Below are 15,202 nucleotides of genomic sequence, written 5' to 3'. Positions count from 1 at the left end.
ACTTTACACCCACATCTAACAGCACGACCAGTGCAAGTGTTAGCGTTGCAAGTAGTAAATTTAGCGATGCAGCAGGTAACTTTAATAATGATGGTAGCGACAGTAACAACACAGTATCCATGACTGTTAATACTATCTTGGATACCACGCCACCAACGATTGCGATTGCTAGTGATGTCTCTGCACTTAAAGCAGGTGATGTGGCTCACCTAACATTTACCTTGTCTGAGTCGTCATCAGACTTCACAAGCGCTGATGTGTCTTATAGTGGGGGTACTTTGAGTAACTTTGCTGGTAGCGGTACTAGCTATACAGCAGACTTTACACCCACATCTAACAGCACGACCAGTGCAAGTGTTAGCGTTGCAAGTAGTAAATTTAGCGATGCAGCAGGTAACTTTAATAATGATGGTAGCGACAGTAACAACACAGTATCCATGACTGTTGATACTGTTCGTCCAACGATTGCGATTACAGCGGATAAACTACAATTATCTAGTGGTCAGATTCAGTTAACTTTCACATTATCTGAAGCATCTAGTGATTTCATTTCTAGCGATGTTTCTGTAACTTCTGGCACGCTGAGTAGCTGGAGTAAATCGTCTTCGACGAGATATACTGCAAAGTTTAATCCCGATAACTTCAATGCGGATCATAGCGGTAGCGTAAGCGTTACAAGCAATAAATTTAGTGATGCTGCAGGTAACTTTAACCAGGACGGAAATGATGCAAATAACTTAGTAACGATAGCCATTAAAAAACCTTCTTCCAGTAGCGATCCTATAGTATTAGACTTAAGTGGTGATGGTATTTCTTATATCGAATCCAACCCAGGTGTGATCTATGACTTTGGAAATGGGGCTGTGATATCTCCTTGGATTTCGGCAAATGATGGCTTCTTAGCTTACTTGAATACTGATGGTTCATTGAATATCTCCTTCTCTACTCTACTGGGCGAGACTGATCTTCAAGGATTGGCAAAGGTATATGATGTAAATAAAGATGGCGTTCTAAATTCTGAGGATGCGGAATTCTCAAGCTTCGGAGTTTGGAATGATTCTAACGGCGATGGAATTGCTGATGCAGGGGAGGTTAAGTCTCTAGCTGAGATTGGAATTGCTAGCATTAATGTTGTATCGGATTCTAACGCTTCTACTGCAGCTAATGGCGATGTTGTGATTCATGGACAGACCATTTTTACTAAACTTGACGGTACTGTTGGCATTGTGCATGATGTTAGTTTCAATGTAACTCCAGTCGCCACGCCTGAGGTGCCCGTACCCGTTCCAGAGGTGCCTATTGTGGGAGTTGTTCTTGATCAAGCCCCAGCTGTTCTCGGCTAAGAAGTGTGGGTTAGCTAGCTCTTTAGTTAGCTAACCCTGAAATACCTCATTTTGCGTCTAAAATATTGCCTGATTAATACACATAAATTAGATGCAAAAATACCTCAAACCCCCCAAAGCTGATAATGAGATCTTGGTTGCCTTGTATGGCTACAAGAAGATCTTTCGCTCTGTGGGATTTTTTACTGCTTGCATGAACTTGCTCTTGCTGGTGCCATCCATCTATATGTTGGAGGTATATGACCGAGTGTTAACGAGTCGTAATGAATTTACGCTCTTGATGCTTTCTCTGATCATTTTATTTCTGTATGTCATTTATGCAGCATTAGATGCGATTCGTAGTCATACCGTGATTGAGGTGGGTAAGAGGATTGATGCTGAACTGAATCACCGCACCTATACAGCCGCATTTGAGCAAAACCTGAAAGTGCGCGGTGGCAATGCTGGACAAGCTTTAAATGATTTGACCACCATACGTCAGTTTGTTACCGGGCCATCACTATATGCATTCTTCGATGCCCCGTGGTTTCCTTTTTATTTGATCGTAATATTTTTATTCAACGGCTGGTTAGGGCTGTTCTCTACAGTTTGTGTTTTGATTTTGATTGTGTTGGCATTCTTAAATGAATCTGTAACCCACCAGCCATTAGCTGAAGCAAGTACTTTGTCTGTGCAGTCTGCCAATATCGCGACCAATAATTTGCGTCAAGCGGAAGTCTTAGAGTCAATGGGAATGTTGCCGGCTTTGCGCGATCGTTGGTACGCATTACATAGCAAGTTCTTAGAAATGCAAGCCGTTGCTAGTCAGAGGGCTGCAACGATGGGGGCAATGACGAAATTCTTTAGAACCCTGATGCAGTCCTTAGCCTTAGGTTTTGCCGCTTTCTTGGTCCTCGAAAACAAGCTTTCTCCTGGTATGATGATTGCTGCCACAATTTTGCTCGGTAAGGCTACTAGCCCAGTGGAGATGGTCATTGGCTCTTGGAAACAATGGCGTGGAATGATTAGCTCATACGAGCGTCTCAAAAAACTGTTGGAAGACAATCCGCCTCGCGTAGTCGGTATGAGTTTGCAGCGACCCAAGGGCTTCGTAAGCATGGAGGGGGTATATGCTGCACCTCCAGGCATTCAAAAAGCGGTACTCAAAAATATTAATTTTGCTATTGAGCCAGGCGATGTTTTGGGCGTTATCGGGCCAAGCGCATCAGGTAAATCGACCCTAGCACGCGTTGCGGTCGGTATCTGGCCTTCCACGCCGAATGCCGCTCGTATTGATGGTGCTGATGTGTACCGCTGGAATAAAGATGAGTTGGGCCCTGCCATTGGTTACATGCCACAGGATATTGAAGTGTTCCCCGGCACCGTTAGTGAGAATATCGCCCGGTTTACGCAATTTCAAGCCGATGATGTGATCGAGGCCGCTCAATCTGCTGGCGTACATGACATGATTTTGCACTTTCCCGAAGGGTATGACACTCGAATTGGGGATGGCGGTATTGGTCTGTCTGGTGGGCAAAAGCAGCGCTTAGCTCTAGCAAGAGCCTTGTTTGGTAAGCCGAGCGTCATTGTCCTTGATGAGCCGAATTCAAACTTAGATGAGGTAGGTGAGGCTGCACTGGTAAAAGCGATTATTGAAGCCCGCAATCGCAAGGCTACCGTGATTGTCATCACGCATCGCATGCCAATTTTACAAATCACCACTAAATTGCTACTACTTCAAGATGGTAATGCCCGCATGTTTGGTCCCTCAGCCCAGGTTATGCAGGCTTTGCAAAATCCCGCTGGTAAGACGGCAATTCAAGAGGGTCAGACATTAGCAGAGGGAGCAAAACAAGTTTCTCAGGATGCTAAGGATCCCGATGTGCCAAATCCATCAAGCCCTAAAGGGAGTGTGGCATGAGTTCATTAGATCAACAGCCTGATAAGCAGCAACCAGAGCCCGAGTCCACACCATCTTCTGGTCAGCTAATGAATAAAGTGAATAGCACGGCTTTGGTCGTGGCCAACACCACTAAAACAGCATTAACAAAGTTGGCTGATACTTATACAGAATGGCATGACCTGCGCACTGGCCAAAAAGATGAGAAGTATTTCTCATGGCTTGGTTGGCAGGTATTGATTTGGGGTTTTGGTGGCGCTCTTTTATGGGCTTTTTTGGCTCCAATTGAGAAGGGCGTATCTGCTTCGGGCTATGTAATCACTGATAGTAATCGCAAAGCCATTCAGCCGGCATTCGCTGGCGTGGTTGATGATATTTACGTAAAAGAAGGTCAAAAGGTTAAGGCTGGTGAAGTCCTGGTCAAACTGAATCCCATCAACGCACAAGCCCAAGCCAATGCGACGAAGGAAACCATTGAGGGCTTAGATGCGCAGGTAAAGGGCTTATCTCAAGCGATTGCCCAAAAGAAACAACAATCCGCTCTTCTTGAAAAGCAGTTGATTGGATTACGAGAGTTGGTTGCTGAAGGCTATATGGCACGCAACAAAGTATTTGATTTGGAGCGCCAGCAATTACAACTAAAGGCTTCCATCTTGGAGGATGAAGGTAATTTAATTCGCACGAAGAAGCAGGTCAGTGAGCAACAAGAAAAGCTTAACCCTTACGAGTACGACCTTGCTAATACTCAGCTCAAATCCCCCGTTGATGGCCAAGTTGTGAATATCACCATCTTCACTAAGGGAGGGGTTGTTAGCCCCGGGCAGAAATTAATGGAGGTCATTCCGACAAATGAAGCGATGATTGTTGAAGGTCAGCTGCCAGTCCATTTGGTAGATAAGGTGCATGTCGATTTACCAGTGGAAATGATGTTTACTGCCTTTAATACCAACCGAACTCCTCATATTCCCGGGGTATTGGTTTCAGTTGGGGCGGATCGCATCGTTGACGAAAAAACTGGTCAACCCTATTACAAGATTCAGGCTGTTACAACACCGCAAGGTGCAAAACTACTCAAGGATCTCAAGGTTCGTCCTGGCATGCCGGTAGAATTGTTTGTAAAGACTGGCGAACAATCAATGATGACTTATTTGATGAAACCTATTTTTGATCGTGCTCATTCTGCCATGCGTGAAGATTGAGGCAAAGTCATGTTTAAATTGAAGAATTTATACGTAAGAAGAAGTCTCTTAGCGATTATTGTGGGAACGCTGGTATCGCCAGCGATGGCCTTAGATTTGATGCAATCCTATGAACTTGCGCTAAAGAATGATCCTATTTATCGTTCCGCAAGTAAAGACTACGAAGCCGGTTTGGAAAACAATGGTATTGGCCGTTCTGCTGTGCTGCCAAAGATCGGCGCTGCATACAATCAAAATGCAAATAGAGCAGTTCAATGGGGCGCTCAATATACTGGCGGCCCACAAACGTCTACCAACTGGAGCTATCCAAGTAATTACTCCTATGTACAGCTGACCCAGCCGATTTTTAGCTTGGAAGCGTTCGCACGCTGGCGCCAGGGTATCGCCCAAGCAGACTTTAGTCAGTCGAAGTTTATTTACAACACACAGGATTTATTGATCCGGGTGGCACAGGCCTATACCGATCTTCTCTTTGCTGTGGATCAACTGCAGTTTCAGGCCGCTGAACGTGATGCCTTTTTAGAGCAGTGGAACGTAGCCAAGAAACTCAATCAGGGTGGCGAAGTATCGATGACGGACATCTTAGAGGCGGAGGCATCCTACCAGGTGGCTGAAGCTAAGGTGATCGACGCTAAAGATGCGATTGAGAATGCCAAACGTAAGCTCGATAACATTACGGGCGAACCCATTACCAATGTGAATGACGTCACTAAACTATCTGCAGGCTTTCGGTATTTAAGTTTGCCTACTATGCGCTTTGAAGATTGGAAAGAAAAGGCACTCGCTAGCAATGCCGAGTTAAAAGCCGCCGAAAACAATGTGGAGGTAGCTAAGCAGGAGTATCGTAAAAACCATGCGGGTCACTACCCGGTAGTCAATCTTGTTGGCGCATTGACTACTCAGCAATCCAATACGGTCACCAGTATTAATAACACCACCAATCAAAGTTATTTAGGCGTGCAGGTGAATTTGCCGATCTTCAGTGGCGGAGAAATTAACGCCCGTAGCTCGCAAGCTTTAGCGAACTATGAAAAAGCCCAAGCAGATTACGATGTCACTCGTGACAAAATCGTTACTGAATTGCGTAAGCAATACGACTTTGTAGTCTCTGGCAAGCAAAAGGTTGCCGCTTTAACATCCGCCCAAGAATCTGCTACCCAGCTAGTTAAAGCAATGCGTAAGAGTGTGATGGCTGGTGAGCGTATTAACGTGGATGTGCTCTTGGCAGAAAAAGGTTTATTCAATACCCGTCGTGATTTAGCTCAAACGAAGTACAACTATTTGGTGGCCTACTTAAAGCTCAACCAATTAGGCGGCTCTTTAGAAGTGAATGACTTTGAAAAGGTTGCTGTTTACTTCAAAAAATAAGGGCGGAATCTAGCCTACTATCACAAAAGTTTGGTATTGCTAGATTCAGAGTTTGGGAAAATTGTGAGAATGCATCTGCAAAGGAGGGTGCATTCTTGTCATAGACCATAACCCTGATAAATTCATCGTAGGTCCGCTTGGTTTGCGGATCTGCTTTAGCATAGCTCATTGCCTTATTGATTTCACCCAAGGGGTCTTTGACAAACGCATCATGTTGCTTGGCAAAGTCCAGCCCATCCTTTTTGATAACCTTCGCTACCAGATTAGTCATCAACACCAGATCATTTTTTAGAAGGTCGGGGTTCTTTGCGGTTATCTGATAAACATCGTACAGATGACGAACTAAGGCTTTATCTGCTTTTTCACCAGCTTTGGTCAATGATAGAGCTAGACGTCTTGGGAAGGTAATGAGTTTCTCAGCTAGAGCCTCTCTCAAATCTACACAGGGAATTAAAAACCTAGGTCCGGTACTCATGCTAGCCAAGAAGTCAAAGAGGAGCATAATTTCTTTATCTTGCTTTGGTAGCTGTAAAGGACTGTAACTTACTTCCAGCTTTAAATTAGCTCGCATAGCAGGGCTTACCTGAAAGTGAGATAAGTACTGGATATCGAATTCTATGAAGTTGTTATCGCCCTTAGCATCTCTTGAAATGAACTCCGATTTAAAGCCAGCCAAGTTCAGTGCCCCCTCAAGGTCATCTTTGAGTTTGCTCATGCTTGAGCGGATTTTGCTCTTGGTCAATCCCTCTGATAATTTTGGGGTAGCTTTGATATCCACATCTTCAGAGACCCTCTCTAATAGACCATAGGCCTTAGAGAGGCAGGTGCCGCCACAGAAGACCAATTCAAAGTCTGGATTATTGATGTTGGCAAGCGAGTCTAAAGCATCGGTAACCATGAAGTCTTTTTCTAGCGCGAATTCGGATATACCAAGCCCAAACTCATTGATAACATCCAAGACTTGGAGTCGTTGGATATCGTTAACTTTTTTCATAGACTAGACTACGATTACCAACAGATAACTTGCGGCTGACCCGAGAGTTGCCGATATTGACGATGGGAAGCATTGGCACCTGAGTGCTATCACCTTCAATCAGGGCGCGCATCTCTTTTCCTACTTCTGCTTTGATGTCTAACTTTTTCATGACCTCAAGACCGATATTAATCAGACTTTCATCTGCTACTGGTTTGCCGGTAATGGAAGAAGGGCGTGCTTTTACATAGGTACCGTAGCCCAGGCGCATTAGTTTGCCTTCGTCTGATAGTTCTTTAATTACACGGCAGACCTGGCGGTAGGTGCCAAATCGATTGAAGTCATCACGCAAGAAGACTTTGCCTTTGGAGTTGCGTAGGCTGGCCAAAATGCGGTCTTTGGTTGTTGCTCTAGCCATCGCGGCCTCCTTTCTATATTGGTGCTGTCATTATACACAAATATATGACATTAATGCCCTATTTTTGTAATAGTAAATATTGATTAAATACTATAAATAACAATGACTTATATAATTTAATTTGAAATTAATTAATGTAGGTAAATACGGAAATTTTACCGGCAGATTTCTTCCGTCAAGGGCGCCCCAAAGGGGTGGCTTGCGAACCCTTGACGGGCACAACTAGAGAAACGCTCTTTTATGCCCAAGGTGGCGCGATGACACATTGGGCATAAAGACCCATAGCGAATTAATGAAATATCTCAACGAGAATCCCGCGAATATCCAATAGCCACCTGAATTAACCCAATAATGAATGGGCAGTAATGGCTAACTACAAGGTTGCTGGCTCATCACACGCGTTATAGTTGGTGCCGTCTCTAGTGGCGAGGTAAAAGATAAGGTCACGCAATATCTTTGGCATGAATTAAGATAATTCATAAACTTTGATAGTATTGGCACAAGCCAATTGCGCTTACAAACTTGTAACTATTTTAATTCTGAACTCGTAATTTTGACGGCAATACCAAATTTGCCATCCGCATTTTGAACTCTCACCACTTCACCTATGCATTGCATCTTTAAAGCGCCGCCTGGTGTGTCAAGATCAATCACAAAATCTACTTGTGAACCAAGCTCTTTTTCAACTGGCATTTCAAAATAAATACCTGTAGCGCTAATATCGCGGGTTTTTCCGAAGTGTTCGCCTAAAGTAATGGGGAGGGCTGCTTGGACACGATCTGCGCGTGCCCGTTGTTTTACAGAGGAAGCGCTTCTAGGAAGCGACTTAGATTTCATCAAACAATTATGTCATATGTTTAGAGCAGAAAACATAAAGCTCTAGGCGGTTACGTGTGCCTAGTTTCTCGTAAACAGAGGCTAAATGATTGCGAAGGGTGTGTTCGCTGATATGTAAAAGCCCAGCAATTTCTTTTAAAGGCTTTTCGCTATGGTTAAGCAAGGTGCGGGCAATTTTTTCTTCTTTGGGAGTTAAGACAGCTAATTTTTTCTCTTCTGGAGTTTTCTCTTTAGGGGCATTTGCTTGCGCAATTTGCATCAAGATGCGCGATGTGGCATCGCGATTAACCCATAACTCACCTTGATGAATCTTTTCAATGGCTTTCAAAAGATTCTCATGTGAATCAGATTTTTTGAGAACGCCACGCGCGCCTTTAACAATGGCAAGGTCATGCGAATCTGAATCTCTTAGTCCCGTCAGAACAATCACTCTGGCATGGCTTTTTTGTAATAGGGTGGGGATGAGCTCAATGCCATTTTCACCATCAAGATCTGGTTCTAGGATGACGATATCGGGCTTGCACTGATCAATGTATTGAAGCGCTTCTTTTTGATTAGTAGCTAAAGCGCAAACAGAAAAGTTGCCAGAGCTTTCAATCAGATGCTTTAGACCCCACAAGGTGATTCGGTGACTATCAATCAATAAAACATTCACAGTATTTTGAGCGGTCCTACCCAAACGATTTCCCTTGTGTGTTGGCATTAACATGCGTGGATTCTACTAGATCTCTAGTACATATGTAGCAATAATTGTGAAATCTAATAGTATATTTTCACCAAATTGGTGCAATTTTGATTAATTTCATACGCTTCTTTTAAGAAATCTGCTGAGGTGTCTGGAGCCATTTGTGAAAAATGAAGCGATCTTTTCAAGTCAATTCATAATAAGCATTGAAAATGCAATTTTTTAAAATCTAGCAACACTGCATGACTAAATAATGACGAAAAAAACCCATCAAACTCGGACGTCCGATCGTGTTAAAACAGAATTGCCTGTCAGTATTAATGGTGTGCAGGGTATCACTAGAGATGTGAGTGCTAGCGGTATTTTTCTGGAGGTCAACAGTCCTCAAGAACCCGGTAGCACAATTGAATTTTTAGTGAAGCTTGATTCCCCAACGGGGCAGCTTACCTTTTCTTGTGAGGGCGAAGTAGTTCGCACAGAAGAGTTAGAGGAAAAGTATGGGATTGCTACCAAAATTTTATCGATGTATTTGGTTCCCCTGTTAGATGAGCAGAAGTAAGGCTATGAATGTAGTTCTGCAAATGCTTGTAGGGCCTGCAACCCTATTCAGGCTGGGTGTTGTGATCATGTCGAGTGTAGTGGTGTCTAACGCTTATGCCGATATTTATCGCTGCGACGATACGCCAGGCGTGATTACGCTCTCCAATATACAAAAAGAAAAGAATTGCAAAAAAATGGTCTTGCCGCCGATCGAAAAGCGCACAAAAGCCGATGCCTCATCTACGGTTGCCGCAAAGCCCGGTGATGCGAAAGCAAGCAAAGCAAATAAAAATAAATCAAATTATGAAAACGCCCAAGGTGAGCGCAAGCGCATTATTGAGGAAGAGTTGGATATGGAGCGGGACCGTCTCGATGCAATCAATACAAAGATTGCTAATCTCAATACCCCATCCAACAAGTCCCAGAATAAGGCTAAAGAGCTAGCTTCTTTACAAAAGAAACAAACTTTGCATCAGGCAAATATTGAACTTTTGCAGAAGGAATTGAAGAAACAGTAATATCTCTTTGAAATATGTATAAAATCCATTCAAAGCGTTGTTAAATAAACAATTTATGTTAAAAATGGTACTTAAGTACCATACTAAATCTAAATTGTTGATTTATAAATACTATAAATGTTAATTTAATGCAGCATCATTACCAAACACCCATGGAGGCTTTAAGTGAATACTCAAACTAAACAAAAAGGTTTTACGCTGGTAGAACTATTGGTGGTGATTGCCATCATCGGTATTTTGACTGCCATTGGCGTACCAATGTACAACGGCTACCAAGCTTCTGCGAAGGTCAGCGCTACCAAGCAAAACTTCGATGGTATGAAAACATTCATTGCAGGTGAGGTGACGAAGTGTTCCGCTGGCTTAACACCATCTTTGGCAGATCCTAAGGCAGGCGGCACAACTATTACATGTCCTAGCGGTTTAACTGCAACTACGGCTGCTACGTATTTCACAGCCTATGGTTTAGCAACCATGAAGAACCCGTACGACAGCACTTCTACGACTGCTGTGAATGGCACTATTCCTCCCGCAAACAATGGTGAGATTGGTATCAGCGGAGCAGCTACTACGTCATGCCCATCTGGTGTTTCTATTCAGGCGAAGATTATTGATCCAGCCACCAACACCTCTACTGCATATCCAGCTGCTGCGGAGTGCATTAGCGTCCAGTAATTTTTTACTAAAGCAACTTTGAGTTTGCTCTGAGTTTGTTTTGAGTGTGATAAATGACCCGTTAATACGGGTCATTTTTTTGGGAGCGTAGCGGTGCAAACCAGTTCGGCAAAAAGAAGAGGGCAGTTAGGCATCACCCTGATGGAATTGTTGGTCACTATCGCCATCATTGCGATATTGGCTGCCATTGGTGTGCCCATCTACACCAACAATATTCGTATTGCCAAGAATGCTGAAGCGCAAAATACCCTTAAGACAATTTACTTGATGCAGAAAAATTATTTTGCTGAAAACTATTGCTACTACATTACGCCTGGATCTGGCGACCAATCTACGAGTGTGAATCAATATTTATTGGGCTCCACTACACCAACAACTGGACCCATTGTGGTTGGAACAAGCAATGACTTTTATTTCTATATTTCGCCTGGAACAGTCGGCTCCTCAGGCAATTGCACGGGCGTGAATTCCAATGACTATGTGGCCTACGCCCAATCGAGAAGTGATTCGAGTTTGACGTATTCGATTAATCAACAAAATGTCAAAACAGGATTCTAGTGATCCATTTTCATGATTGAACACTTCAACCTTTTCTTTGGCACCAATACAGTAGGTTCGCTGTATTTTCTGTTGCTCGGTTTGATTGTGGGTAGTTTTTTAAATGTGGTGATTTGGCGCATGCCAAAGGCGCTCTTCAGTAATGCTGAATCTGCTGTAGATACCGGAGTGAGTGTTTCGCCATGGAGTTGCCTATTTAATCCACCATCTACCACGCCATGCTGTGGTCAAAAGATTGCTTGGCGCGACAATATCCCAGTATTTTCTTGGTTGCGTTTGCGCGGCAAGTGTCGCAGTTGCGGTAAGCACATCTCTTCTCGCTACTTGTTAGTGGAATTTGCTACCGGGCTAGCCTTTATGTGGAGTTATGTACAGTTTGGGCTTAGCTTTCAGATGCTTCTGCATTGTGCTTTGTTCGCCCTGTTGATCATCCTGTTTTGGATTGATATAGAAACTTACTATCTGCCAGATTGCTTCACTTATAGTGTTCTCTGGCTTGGTCTTTTAGGCAGTGCTTTTAATTTTTTGCCACTTGCACCTGTTGCTGCCATTCTAGGGGCCGCAGTAGGGTACTTATTGCCATGGTCTATTAATTTTCTCTATTGGCTCTGGCGGGGTCGTGATGGCTTTGGTGGTGGAGACTTCAAGCTTCTAGGTGCACTTGGTGCATGGCTGGGCGTGACTACCATCATGCCGATTTTGGGTCTAGCAACAATATTGGCCTTATTGGGCGTTGGCTTGCAAATGCTCTTGAACAAAGAGCAATGGAACCCTGAGCGCATGCTGCCCTTTGGCCCATTCTTAATATTGGCGGGAGCAATTTTTCTATTTGCTCCCAACTTCATTCGATACATCATTATTTAAAAGGTGAATGCACTATGGGTTTGATGGATAAAGCATTGCGCTATGTAGGTTCACATAAATTATCCGATCTGCATTTTCATGCGAATGAGCCCGTATCCATTCGGGTCGATGGTGTGATTCAAACCTTTCCTGAGGATATTCTGACTCAAGCTGAGATGGAAGAATTCATTACTCAGCAACTCACCAAAGAACAACAAGCTATTTTTAACGAACAGTTTGATGCGGATTTGGCGGTAGAAGCGGGGGATATTCGTTTCCGGGTCAATCTATTTAGAACCTCACGTGGCTTAGCGGCCGTAATGAGAAAAATCGAGACGCAAATACCGGCATTTGATGTGTTAGGGTTGCCGCCAGTTGCTCGAGATGTGATTGAGCTGGAGAACGGTTTGATTTTGGTGACTGGTCCAACAGGCTCAGGTAAGTCGACCACCTTGGCAGCCATGATTGATCGCATCAACCGGACACGTCATGAACACATCATCACCATTGAAGATCCGATCGAATTTATTCATCAGAACCAAAATAGCGTGGTTTCACAACGAGAAGTTAAACGCGATACGGTGTCATTTTCATCGGCCTTACGCGCTTCATTACGTGAAGACCCAGATGTCATTTTGGTGGGCGAGTTGCGCGACCTAGAGACTATCCAACTGGCACTGACTGCAGCTGAAACTGGCCACTTGGTGTTTGGTACCTTGCATACCAGTGGCGCGCCCAATACGATTAACCGTATCATCGACGTATTCCCATCTCAGCAGCAAGACCAAGTGCGCGCACAGCTCTCACAGTCATTACGTCTAGTGATGACCCAGCGCTTATTTAAGAAAAAGGATGCTCCTGGTCGAGTAGGTGCATTTGAAGTCATGACGTGCAATCCAGCAGTGCGCAACTTGATTCGAGAAAATAAAGTCTTCCAAATACCGAGTGTGATGCAAATGGCGCGAGGCGAGGGCATGATGACCATGGAAGCCTCTATTCAGCAATTAGTACAAGCGGGGCAAATCGAGGCGACATGAAGCAAAAAGGAGTGAGCTTTCTGGAGGTCATTGTCGTAGTCGGCATTTTGCTGATTGTGAGCTCCTTTATCACCCCCAGCATTATGAATTGGCGTGCAAAACGCGCTCTAGAATCTGATTATATGGCTCTACTGTCAACGGTTGATTTTATTAAGACGCGCGTGCGCACCATCAATGGCACAGGTGTATTGATCTGTAGTTCTCCTACAAAATTAACATATCAAATCTCATCAAATCCGCAATCGCTTGCCTCGAGCGTAGCCAGTGGCTTTTCAAATAACCTCTTAGAGGACCCAAGCGCTACTGATATCAATTTCAATGTGTTGTCAGGTGAGTCCACTATCGTGAGCACTCTATGTAGCACTGGTCGAGGTGTATTTGCATCGAGTGGTCTAACCTCCACGGAAGGTGGTGGCGCTATTGATATTGAGCTCAATCGTGGTGGCGATCGAACCAAGGTGGGTGCATTTCGGGTCCTGGTTAATCAAACCACCGGATTTGTGCAGAAATATCGCTGGAAAGAAAACGGTAGCGCTTGGGTGGAGCAAGATTAATGGGGTCAGCCACGCTGCTCGATCGTGAAAGGGGCTTTACATTAGTTGAAGCTCTGGTGGCTATGGCCATTTTTACGATTGGGTTTAGTGGCCTGTATTTTTTCTTTGGCATTTCTCAGCAAGTGATCGCCGATTCGGAAAAAAGAATGTATATCAACTTAATGGGGGATCGCATTGTGGAGACGATCAGTGCACAAGCGATGCGTGCCAGCACTGACCCACTCAACCCCTTTGTTAATGCCAGTCAATATGCTGGATCTCTAGCGAATTGCGCTAGTTATAACGCAGGTGATGAGAGACGTGCATGGTGCGATGATCTTAATGCCAATATCGGCGCATTTAATGCTGCATCAGGCCAAGAGATTCGTCAGGTTGATCTAGTGAATGATGGTACGGGTTTAATCGTAAATGTTAGCTTAGTGACTGGTGATGGTGGTGTTAGTGCGTATTTCACAAGGAAGTTGAGAAAACCATGAAGCACCTTCACGTTTCTCCCATTAAACTTTTATCTGAGCATGGCTATACATTGGTTGAGTTGCTAGTAGCTCTGGCCGTCTCATCGATTGTGATCGCTGGAACGTATGCTGGCTATACCTTCTTTGCCCAACAACATCAAGTCTTGACGGCGCAAACGGAAGTCAATCGCAATGCACTGCGCGCGATTGATTTATTAAAGGCGGATATTCGGATGGCGGGCTATCTGGATTACAGCGATGTGAATCCGATGCCAAGCAATCAACCTATCACTATCAGTAATGCAAATGATTTAACGCTCGTGTACGACGACTATGATGATTCAGGCGTTCTTTACAGGGCATTAATTCGCTACTACCTCAATAGCTATACGCCAACTTCAGGCAATCAGCGCCAACGTTTGATGCGCGAATGGCGTAAATGCAATAACCCGAGCGCTTTGTGTACCTTAGCAAGTTCAACCCCAATGTATGGGCAGAGCAGTGGTGAACCAATTCTGGATTGGGTTACTGCCTTTTCAGTAGAGGCAGCTAATCTCAAATCCTCTGGCACATTTTCTGGTCAACCCCAAACAGTAAAAGCTATTTTGACGATTCAATCCCCACAAAAGATTGATGGATCAGCAAGAGTAGTAAGTAAAACCTTTAATGTGATTACGAGGGCCAAGAATGTCTCACTGGTTCCCTAGTCATACTCGTATCGTTCAGGCTCGATTGAGTGGGGTCAACTCGGCTCAATCAGGGTTGGCATTGGTGGTGACACTGATCCTCTTGTTGGTGCTGATGGTAATGGGAGCAGGCATTGCTTATATTGCTTCAACTCAATCGGATTTGGTAGCGGCAGTGGCCAATAAACCGGTTTCTATTGAAGCGGGTGAAACCTGTTTTGATAATGCCATTGAGTGGTTGGATACGAGCGCTGGAAAATCTTGGGTAAACGGGGTAGGTGCTGCCTATGATTTAGCTAGTACTGGCAATCCGTTGAGTGGCAAGACGGTATTAGCTGACACTGTGCCCATTGGGCAAACAGATAGTCGTAGTGCGAAGTTTAAAGACCGGGCGGGGCGGGCAAGTTATTCATCGTGCATCGTTGAAAAGCTAGCCAGTACGGCATCACTGGGTATTGGTAATGAAGTCGGAACGACTAACGGCTATGGGCTATCTACCTTCACATACACTATTCGTATTACCGCTGTAGGTAACTTTAATGTGCCGCTTACTGGTAACAAGATCAATAAAACCTTTTGGCAATCTAACTCTAGTCGCTCAATCTTGGAGGTAGTGGTGTCTTACACCCCATAA

The 15,202-nt window shown here is 44.3% G+C and carries 18 protein-coding genes; 14 read left to right on the top strand and 4 right to left on the bottom strand.

Annotation, left to right across the window (positions count from 1 at the left end; translation table 11 throughout):
• The 4 genes from ICV39_RS08675 to ICV39_RS08660 form a co-directional block, all read left to right on the top strand.
• Positions 1–1,343: Ig-like domain-containing protein (locus ICV39_RS08675; RefSeq protein WP_215389691.1), on the top strand; the 1,343-nt coding region annotated here is incomplete at its 5' end.
• A 91-nt stretch (positions 1,344–1,434) separates the two neighbouring features.
• Complete coding sequence (locus ICV39_RS08670; RefSeq protein ID WP_215389690.1) at positions 1,435–3,243, top strand: type I secretion system permease/ATPase; 1,809 nt, start codon at positions 1,435–1,437, stop codon at positions 3,241–3,243.
• Positions 3,240–4,421, top strand: coding sequence for an HlyD family efflux transporter periplasmic adaptor subunit (locus ICV39_RS08665; RefSeq protein ID WP_251372670.1), 1,182 nt, complete (start codon positions 3,240–3,242; stop codon positions 4,419–4,421). Before ICV39_RS08670 ends, ICV39_RS08665 begins: the two co-directional genes overlap by 4 nt.
• Positions 4,422–4,430: 9 nt before the next feature.
• Positions 4,431–5,789 carry a TolC family outer membrane protein gene (locus tag ICV39_RS08660; RefSeq protein WP_215389689.1) on the top strand — a complete coding sequence of 453 codons (1,359 nt, stop codon included), beginning with the start codon at positions 4,431–4,433 and terminating at the stop codon, positions 5,787–5,789.
• Here the strand turns inward: ICV39_RS08660 and ICV39_RS08655 are convergent.
• From ICV39_RS08655 to ICV39_RS08640, 4 genes are all read right to left on the bottom strand, one after another.
• Positions 5,779–6,783, bottom strand: a complete 1,005-nt coding sequence (locus ICV39_RS08655; RefSeq protein WP_215389688.1) for a nucleotidyl transferase AbiEii/AbiGii toxin family protein — start codon at positions 6,781–6,783, stop codon at positions 5,779–5,781. The genes ICV39_RS08660 and ICV39_RS08655 overlap by 11 nt on opposite strands.
• Positions 6,770–7,180: a DUF6088 family protein gene (locus ICV39_RS08650; RefSeq protein ID WP_215389687.1), complete on the bottom strand. Its 411-nt coding sequence runs from the start codon at positions 7,178–7,180 to the stop codon at positions 6,770–6,772. The genes ICV39_RS08655 and ICV39_RS08650 overlap by 14 nt, the downstream gene beginning before the upstream one ends.
• Positions 7,181–7,708: 528 nt before the next feature.
• Entirely contained in the window at positions 7,709–8,017 is a 309-nt protein-coding gene (locus tag ICV39_RS08645) for a PilZ domain-containing protein (RefSeq protein WP_215389686.1), read from the bottom strand.
• A 7-nt stretch (positions 8,018–8,024) separates the two neighbouring features.
• The gene (locus ICV39_RS08640; RefSeq protein ID WP_215389685.1) at positions 8,025–8,726 is read right to left on the bottom strand and encodes a response regulator transcription factor; all 702 of its coding nucleotides are present in this window, start codon (positions 8,724–8,726) and stop codon (positions 8,025–8,027) included.
• A gap of 229 nt (positions 8,727–8,955) precedes the next feature.
• On the opposite strand from ICV39_RS08640, the gene ICV39_RS08635 reads away from it, so the two are divergent.
• The 10 genes from ICV39_RS08635 to ICV39_RS08590 all read left to right on the top strand — a co-directional run bounded on the left by ICV39_RS08635 (position 8,956) and on the right by ICV39_RS08590 (position 15,202).
• A complete protein-coding gene (locus tag ICV39_RS08635) occupies positions 8,956–9,261 on the top strand; it encodes a PilZ domain-containing protein (protein WP_215389684.1) in 306 nt (101 codons plus the stop codon).
• Between the two features lie 4 nt (positions 9,262–9,265).
• Entirely contained in the window at positions 9,266–9,760 is a 495-nt protein-coding gene (locus ICV39_RS08630) for a hypothetical protein (protein ID WP_215389683.1), read from the top strand.
• A gap of 165 nt (positions 9,761–9,925) precedes the next feature.
• A complete protein-coding gene (locus ICV39_RS10105; RefSeq protein ID WP_215389682.1) occupies positions 9,926–10,435 on the top strand; it encodes a prepilin-type N-terminal cleavage/methylation domain-containing protein in 510 nt (169 codons plus the stop codon).
• Between the two features lie 93 nt (positions 10,436–10,528).
• Complete coding sequence (locus tag ICV39_RS08620) at positions 10,529–10,993, top strand: type II secretion system protein (protein WP_215389681.1); 465 nt, start codon at positions 10,529–10,531, stop codon at positions 10,991–10,993.
• 12 nt (positions 10,994–11,005) lie between these two features.
• Entirely contained in the window at positions 11,006–11,857 is an 852-nt protein-coding gene (locus ICV39_RS08615; RefSeq protein WP_215389680.1) for an A24 family peptidase, read from the top strand.
• 14 nt (positions 11,858–11,871) lie between these two features.
• A complete protein-coding gene (locus tag ICV39_RS08610) occupies positions 11,872–12,873 on the top strand; it encodes a type IV pilus twitching motility protein PilT (protein WP_251372669.1) in 1,002 nt (333 codons plus the stop codon).
• A complete protein-coding gene (locus ICV39_RS08605) occupies positions 12,870–13,427 on the top strand; it encodes a Tfp pilus assembly protein FimT/FimU (RefSeq protein WP_215389679.1) in 558 nt (185 codons plus the stop codon). Before ICV39_RS08610 ends, ICV39_RS08605 begins: the two co-directional genes overlap by 4 nt.
• Positions 13,427–13,903, top strand: a complete 477-nt coding sequence (locus ICV39_RS08600) for a type II secretion system protein (protein WP_215389678.1) — start codon at positions 13,427–13,429, stop codon at positions 13,901–13,903. Before ICV39_RS08605 ends, ICV39_RS08600 begins: the two co-directional genes overlap by 1 nt.
• A complete protein-coding gene (locus tag ICV39_RS08595) occupies positions 13,900–14,589 on the top strand; it encodes a PilW family protein (RefSeq protein WP_215389677.1) in 690 nt (229 codons plus the stop codon). Before ICV39_RS08600 ends, ICV39_RS08595 begins: the two co-directional genes overlap by 4 nt.
• Positions 14,570–15,202, top strand: a complete 633-nt coding sequence (locus ICV39_RS08590; RefSeq protein ID WP_215389676.1) for a hypothetical protein — start codon at positions 14,570–14,572, stop codon at positions 15,200–15,202. The genes ICV39_RS08595 and ICV39_RS08590 overlap by 20 nt, the downstream gene beginning before the upstream one ends.

It is taken from the genome of Polynucleobacter sp. MWH-UH25E, from assembly GCF_018687095.1.
In the GTDB taxonomy this organism is placed as follows: Bacteria; Pseudomonadota; Gammaproteobacteria; order Burkholderiales; family Burkholderiaceae; genus Polynucleobacter.
This window is presented reverse-complemented; position numbering and strand designations above follow the sequence as displayed.

What these genes read in the sequence shown, in the direction of transcription:
- ICV39_RS08635 (WP_215389684.1), top strand. Translation starts at nt 8,956, where the DNA reads ATGACGAAAAAAACCCATCAAACTCGGACGTCCGATCGTGTTAAAACA.
- ICV39_RS08645 (WP_215389686.1), bottom strand. Translation starts at nt 8,017, where the DNA reads ATGAAATCTAAGTCGCTTCCTAGAAGCGCTTCCTCTGTAAAACAACGG.
- ICV39_RS08600 (WP_215389678.1), top strand. Translation starts at nt 13,427, where the DNA reads ATGGGGTCAGCCACGCTGCTCGATCGTGAAAGGGGCTTTACATTAGTT.
- ICV39_RS08605 (WP_215389679.1), top strand. Translation starts at nt 12,870, where the DNA reads ATGAAGCAAAAAGGAGTGAGCTTTCTGGAGGTCATTGTCGTAGTCGGC.
- ICV39_RS08630 (WP_215389683.1), top strand. Translation starts at nt 9,266, where the DNA reads ATGAATGTAGTTCTGCAAATGCTTGTAGGGCCTGCAACCCTATTCAGG.
- ICV39_RS08670 (WP_215389690.1), top strand. Translation starts at nt 1,435, where the DNA reads ATGCAAAAATACCTCAAACCCCCCAAAGCTGATAATGAGATCTTGGTT.
- ICV39_RS08650 (WP_215389687.1), bottom strand. Translation starts at nt 7,180, where the DNA reads ATGGCTAGAGCAACAACCAAAGACCGCATTTTGGCCAGCCTACGCAAC.
- ICV39_RS08590 (WP_215389676.1), top strand. Translation starts at nt 14,570, where the DNA reads ATGTCTCACTGGTTCCCTAGTCATACTCGTATCGTTCAGGCTCGATTG.
- ICV39_RS08595 (WP_215389677.1), top strand. Translation starts at nt 13,900, where the DNA reads ATGAAGCACCTTCACGTTTCTCCCATTAAACTTTTATCTGAGCATGGC.
- ICV39_RS08665 (WP_251372670.1), top strand. Translation starts at nt 3,240, where the DNA reads ATGAGTTCATTAGATCAACAGCCTGATAAGCAGCAACCAGAGCCCGAG.
- ICV39_RS08640 (WP_215389685.1), bottom strand. Translation starts at nt 8,726, where the DNA reads ATGTTAATGCCAACACACAAGGGAAATCGTTTGGGTAGGACCGCTCAA.
- ICV39_RS08655 (WP_215389688.1), bottom strand. Translation starts at nt 6,783, where the DNA reads ATGAAAAAAGTTAACGATATCCAACGACTCCAAGTCTTGGATGTTATC.
- ICV39_RS08610 (WP_251372669.1), top strand. Translation starts at nt 11,872, where the DNA reads ATGGGTTTGATGGATAAAGCATTGCGCTATGTAGGTTCACATAAATTA.
- ICV39_RS08615 (WP_215389680.1), top strand. Translation starts at nt 11,006, where the DNA reads ATGATTGAACACTTCAACCTTTTCTTTGGCACCAATACAGTAGGTTCG.
- ICV39_RS08660 (WP_215389689.1), top strand. Translation starts at nt 4,431, where the DNA reads ATGTTTAAATTGAAGAATTTATACGTAAGAAGAAGTCTCTTAGCGATT.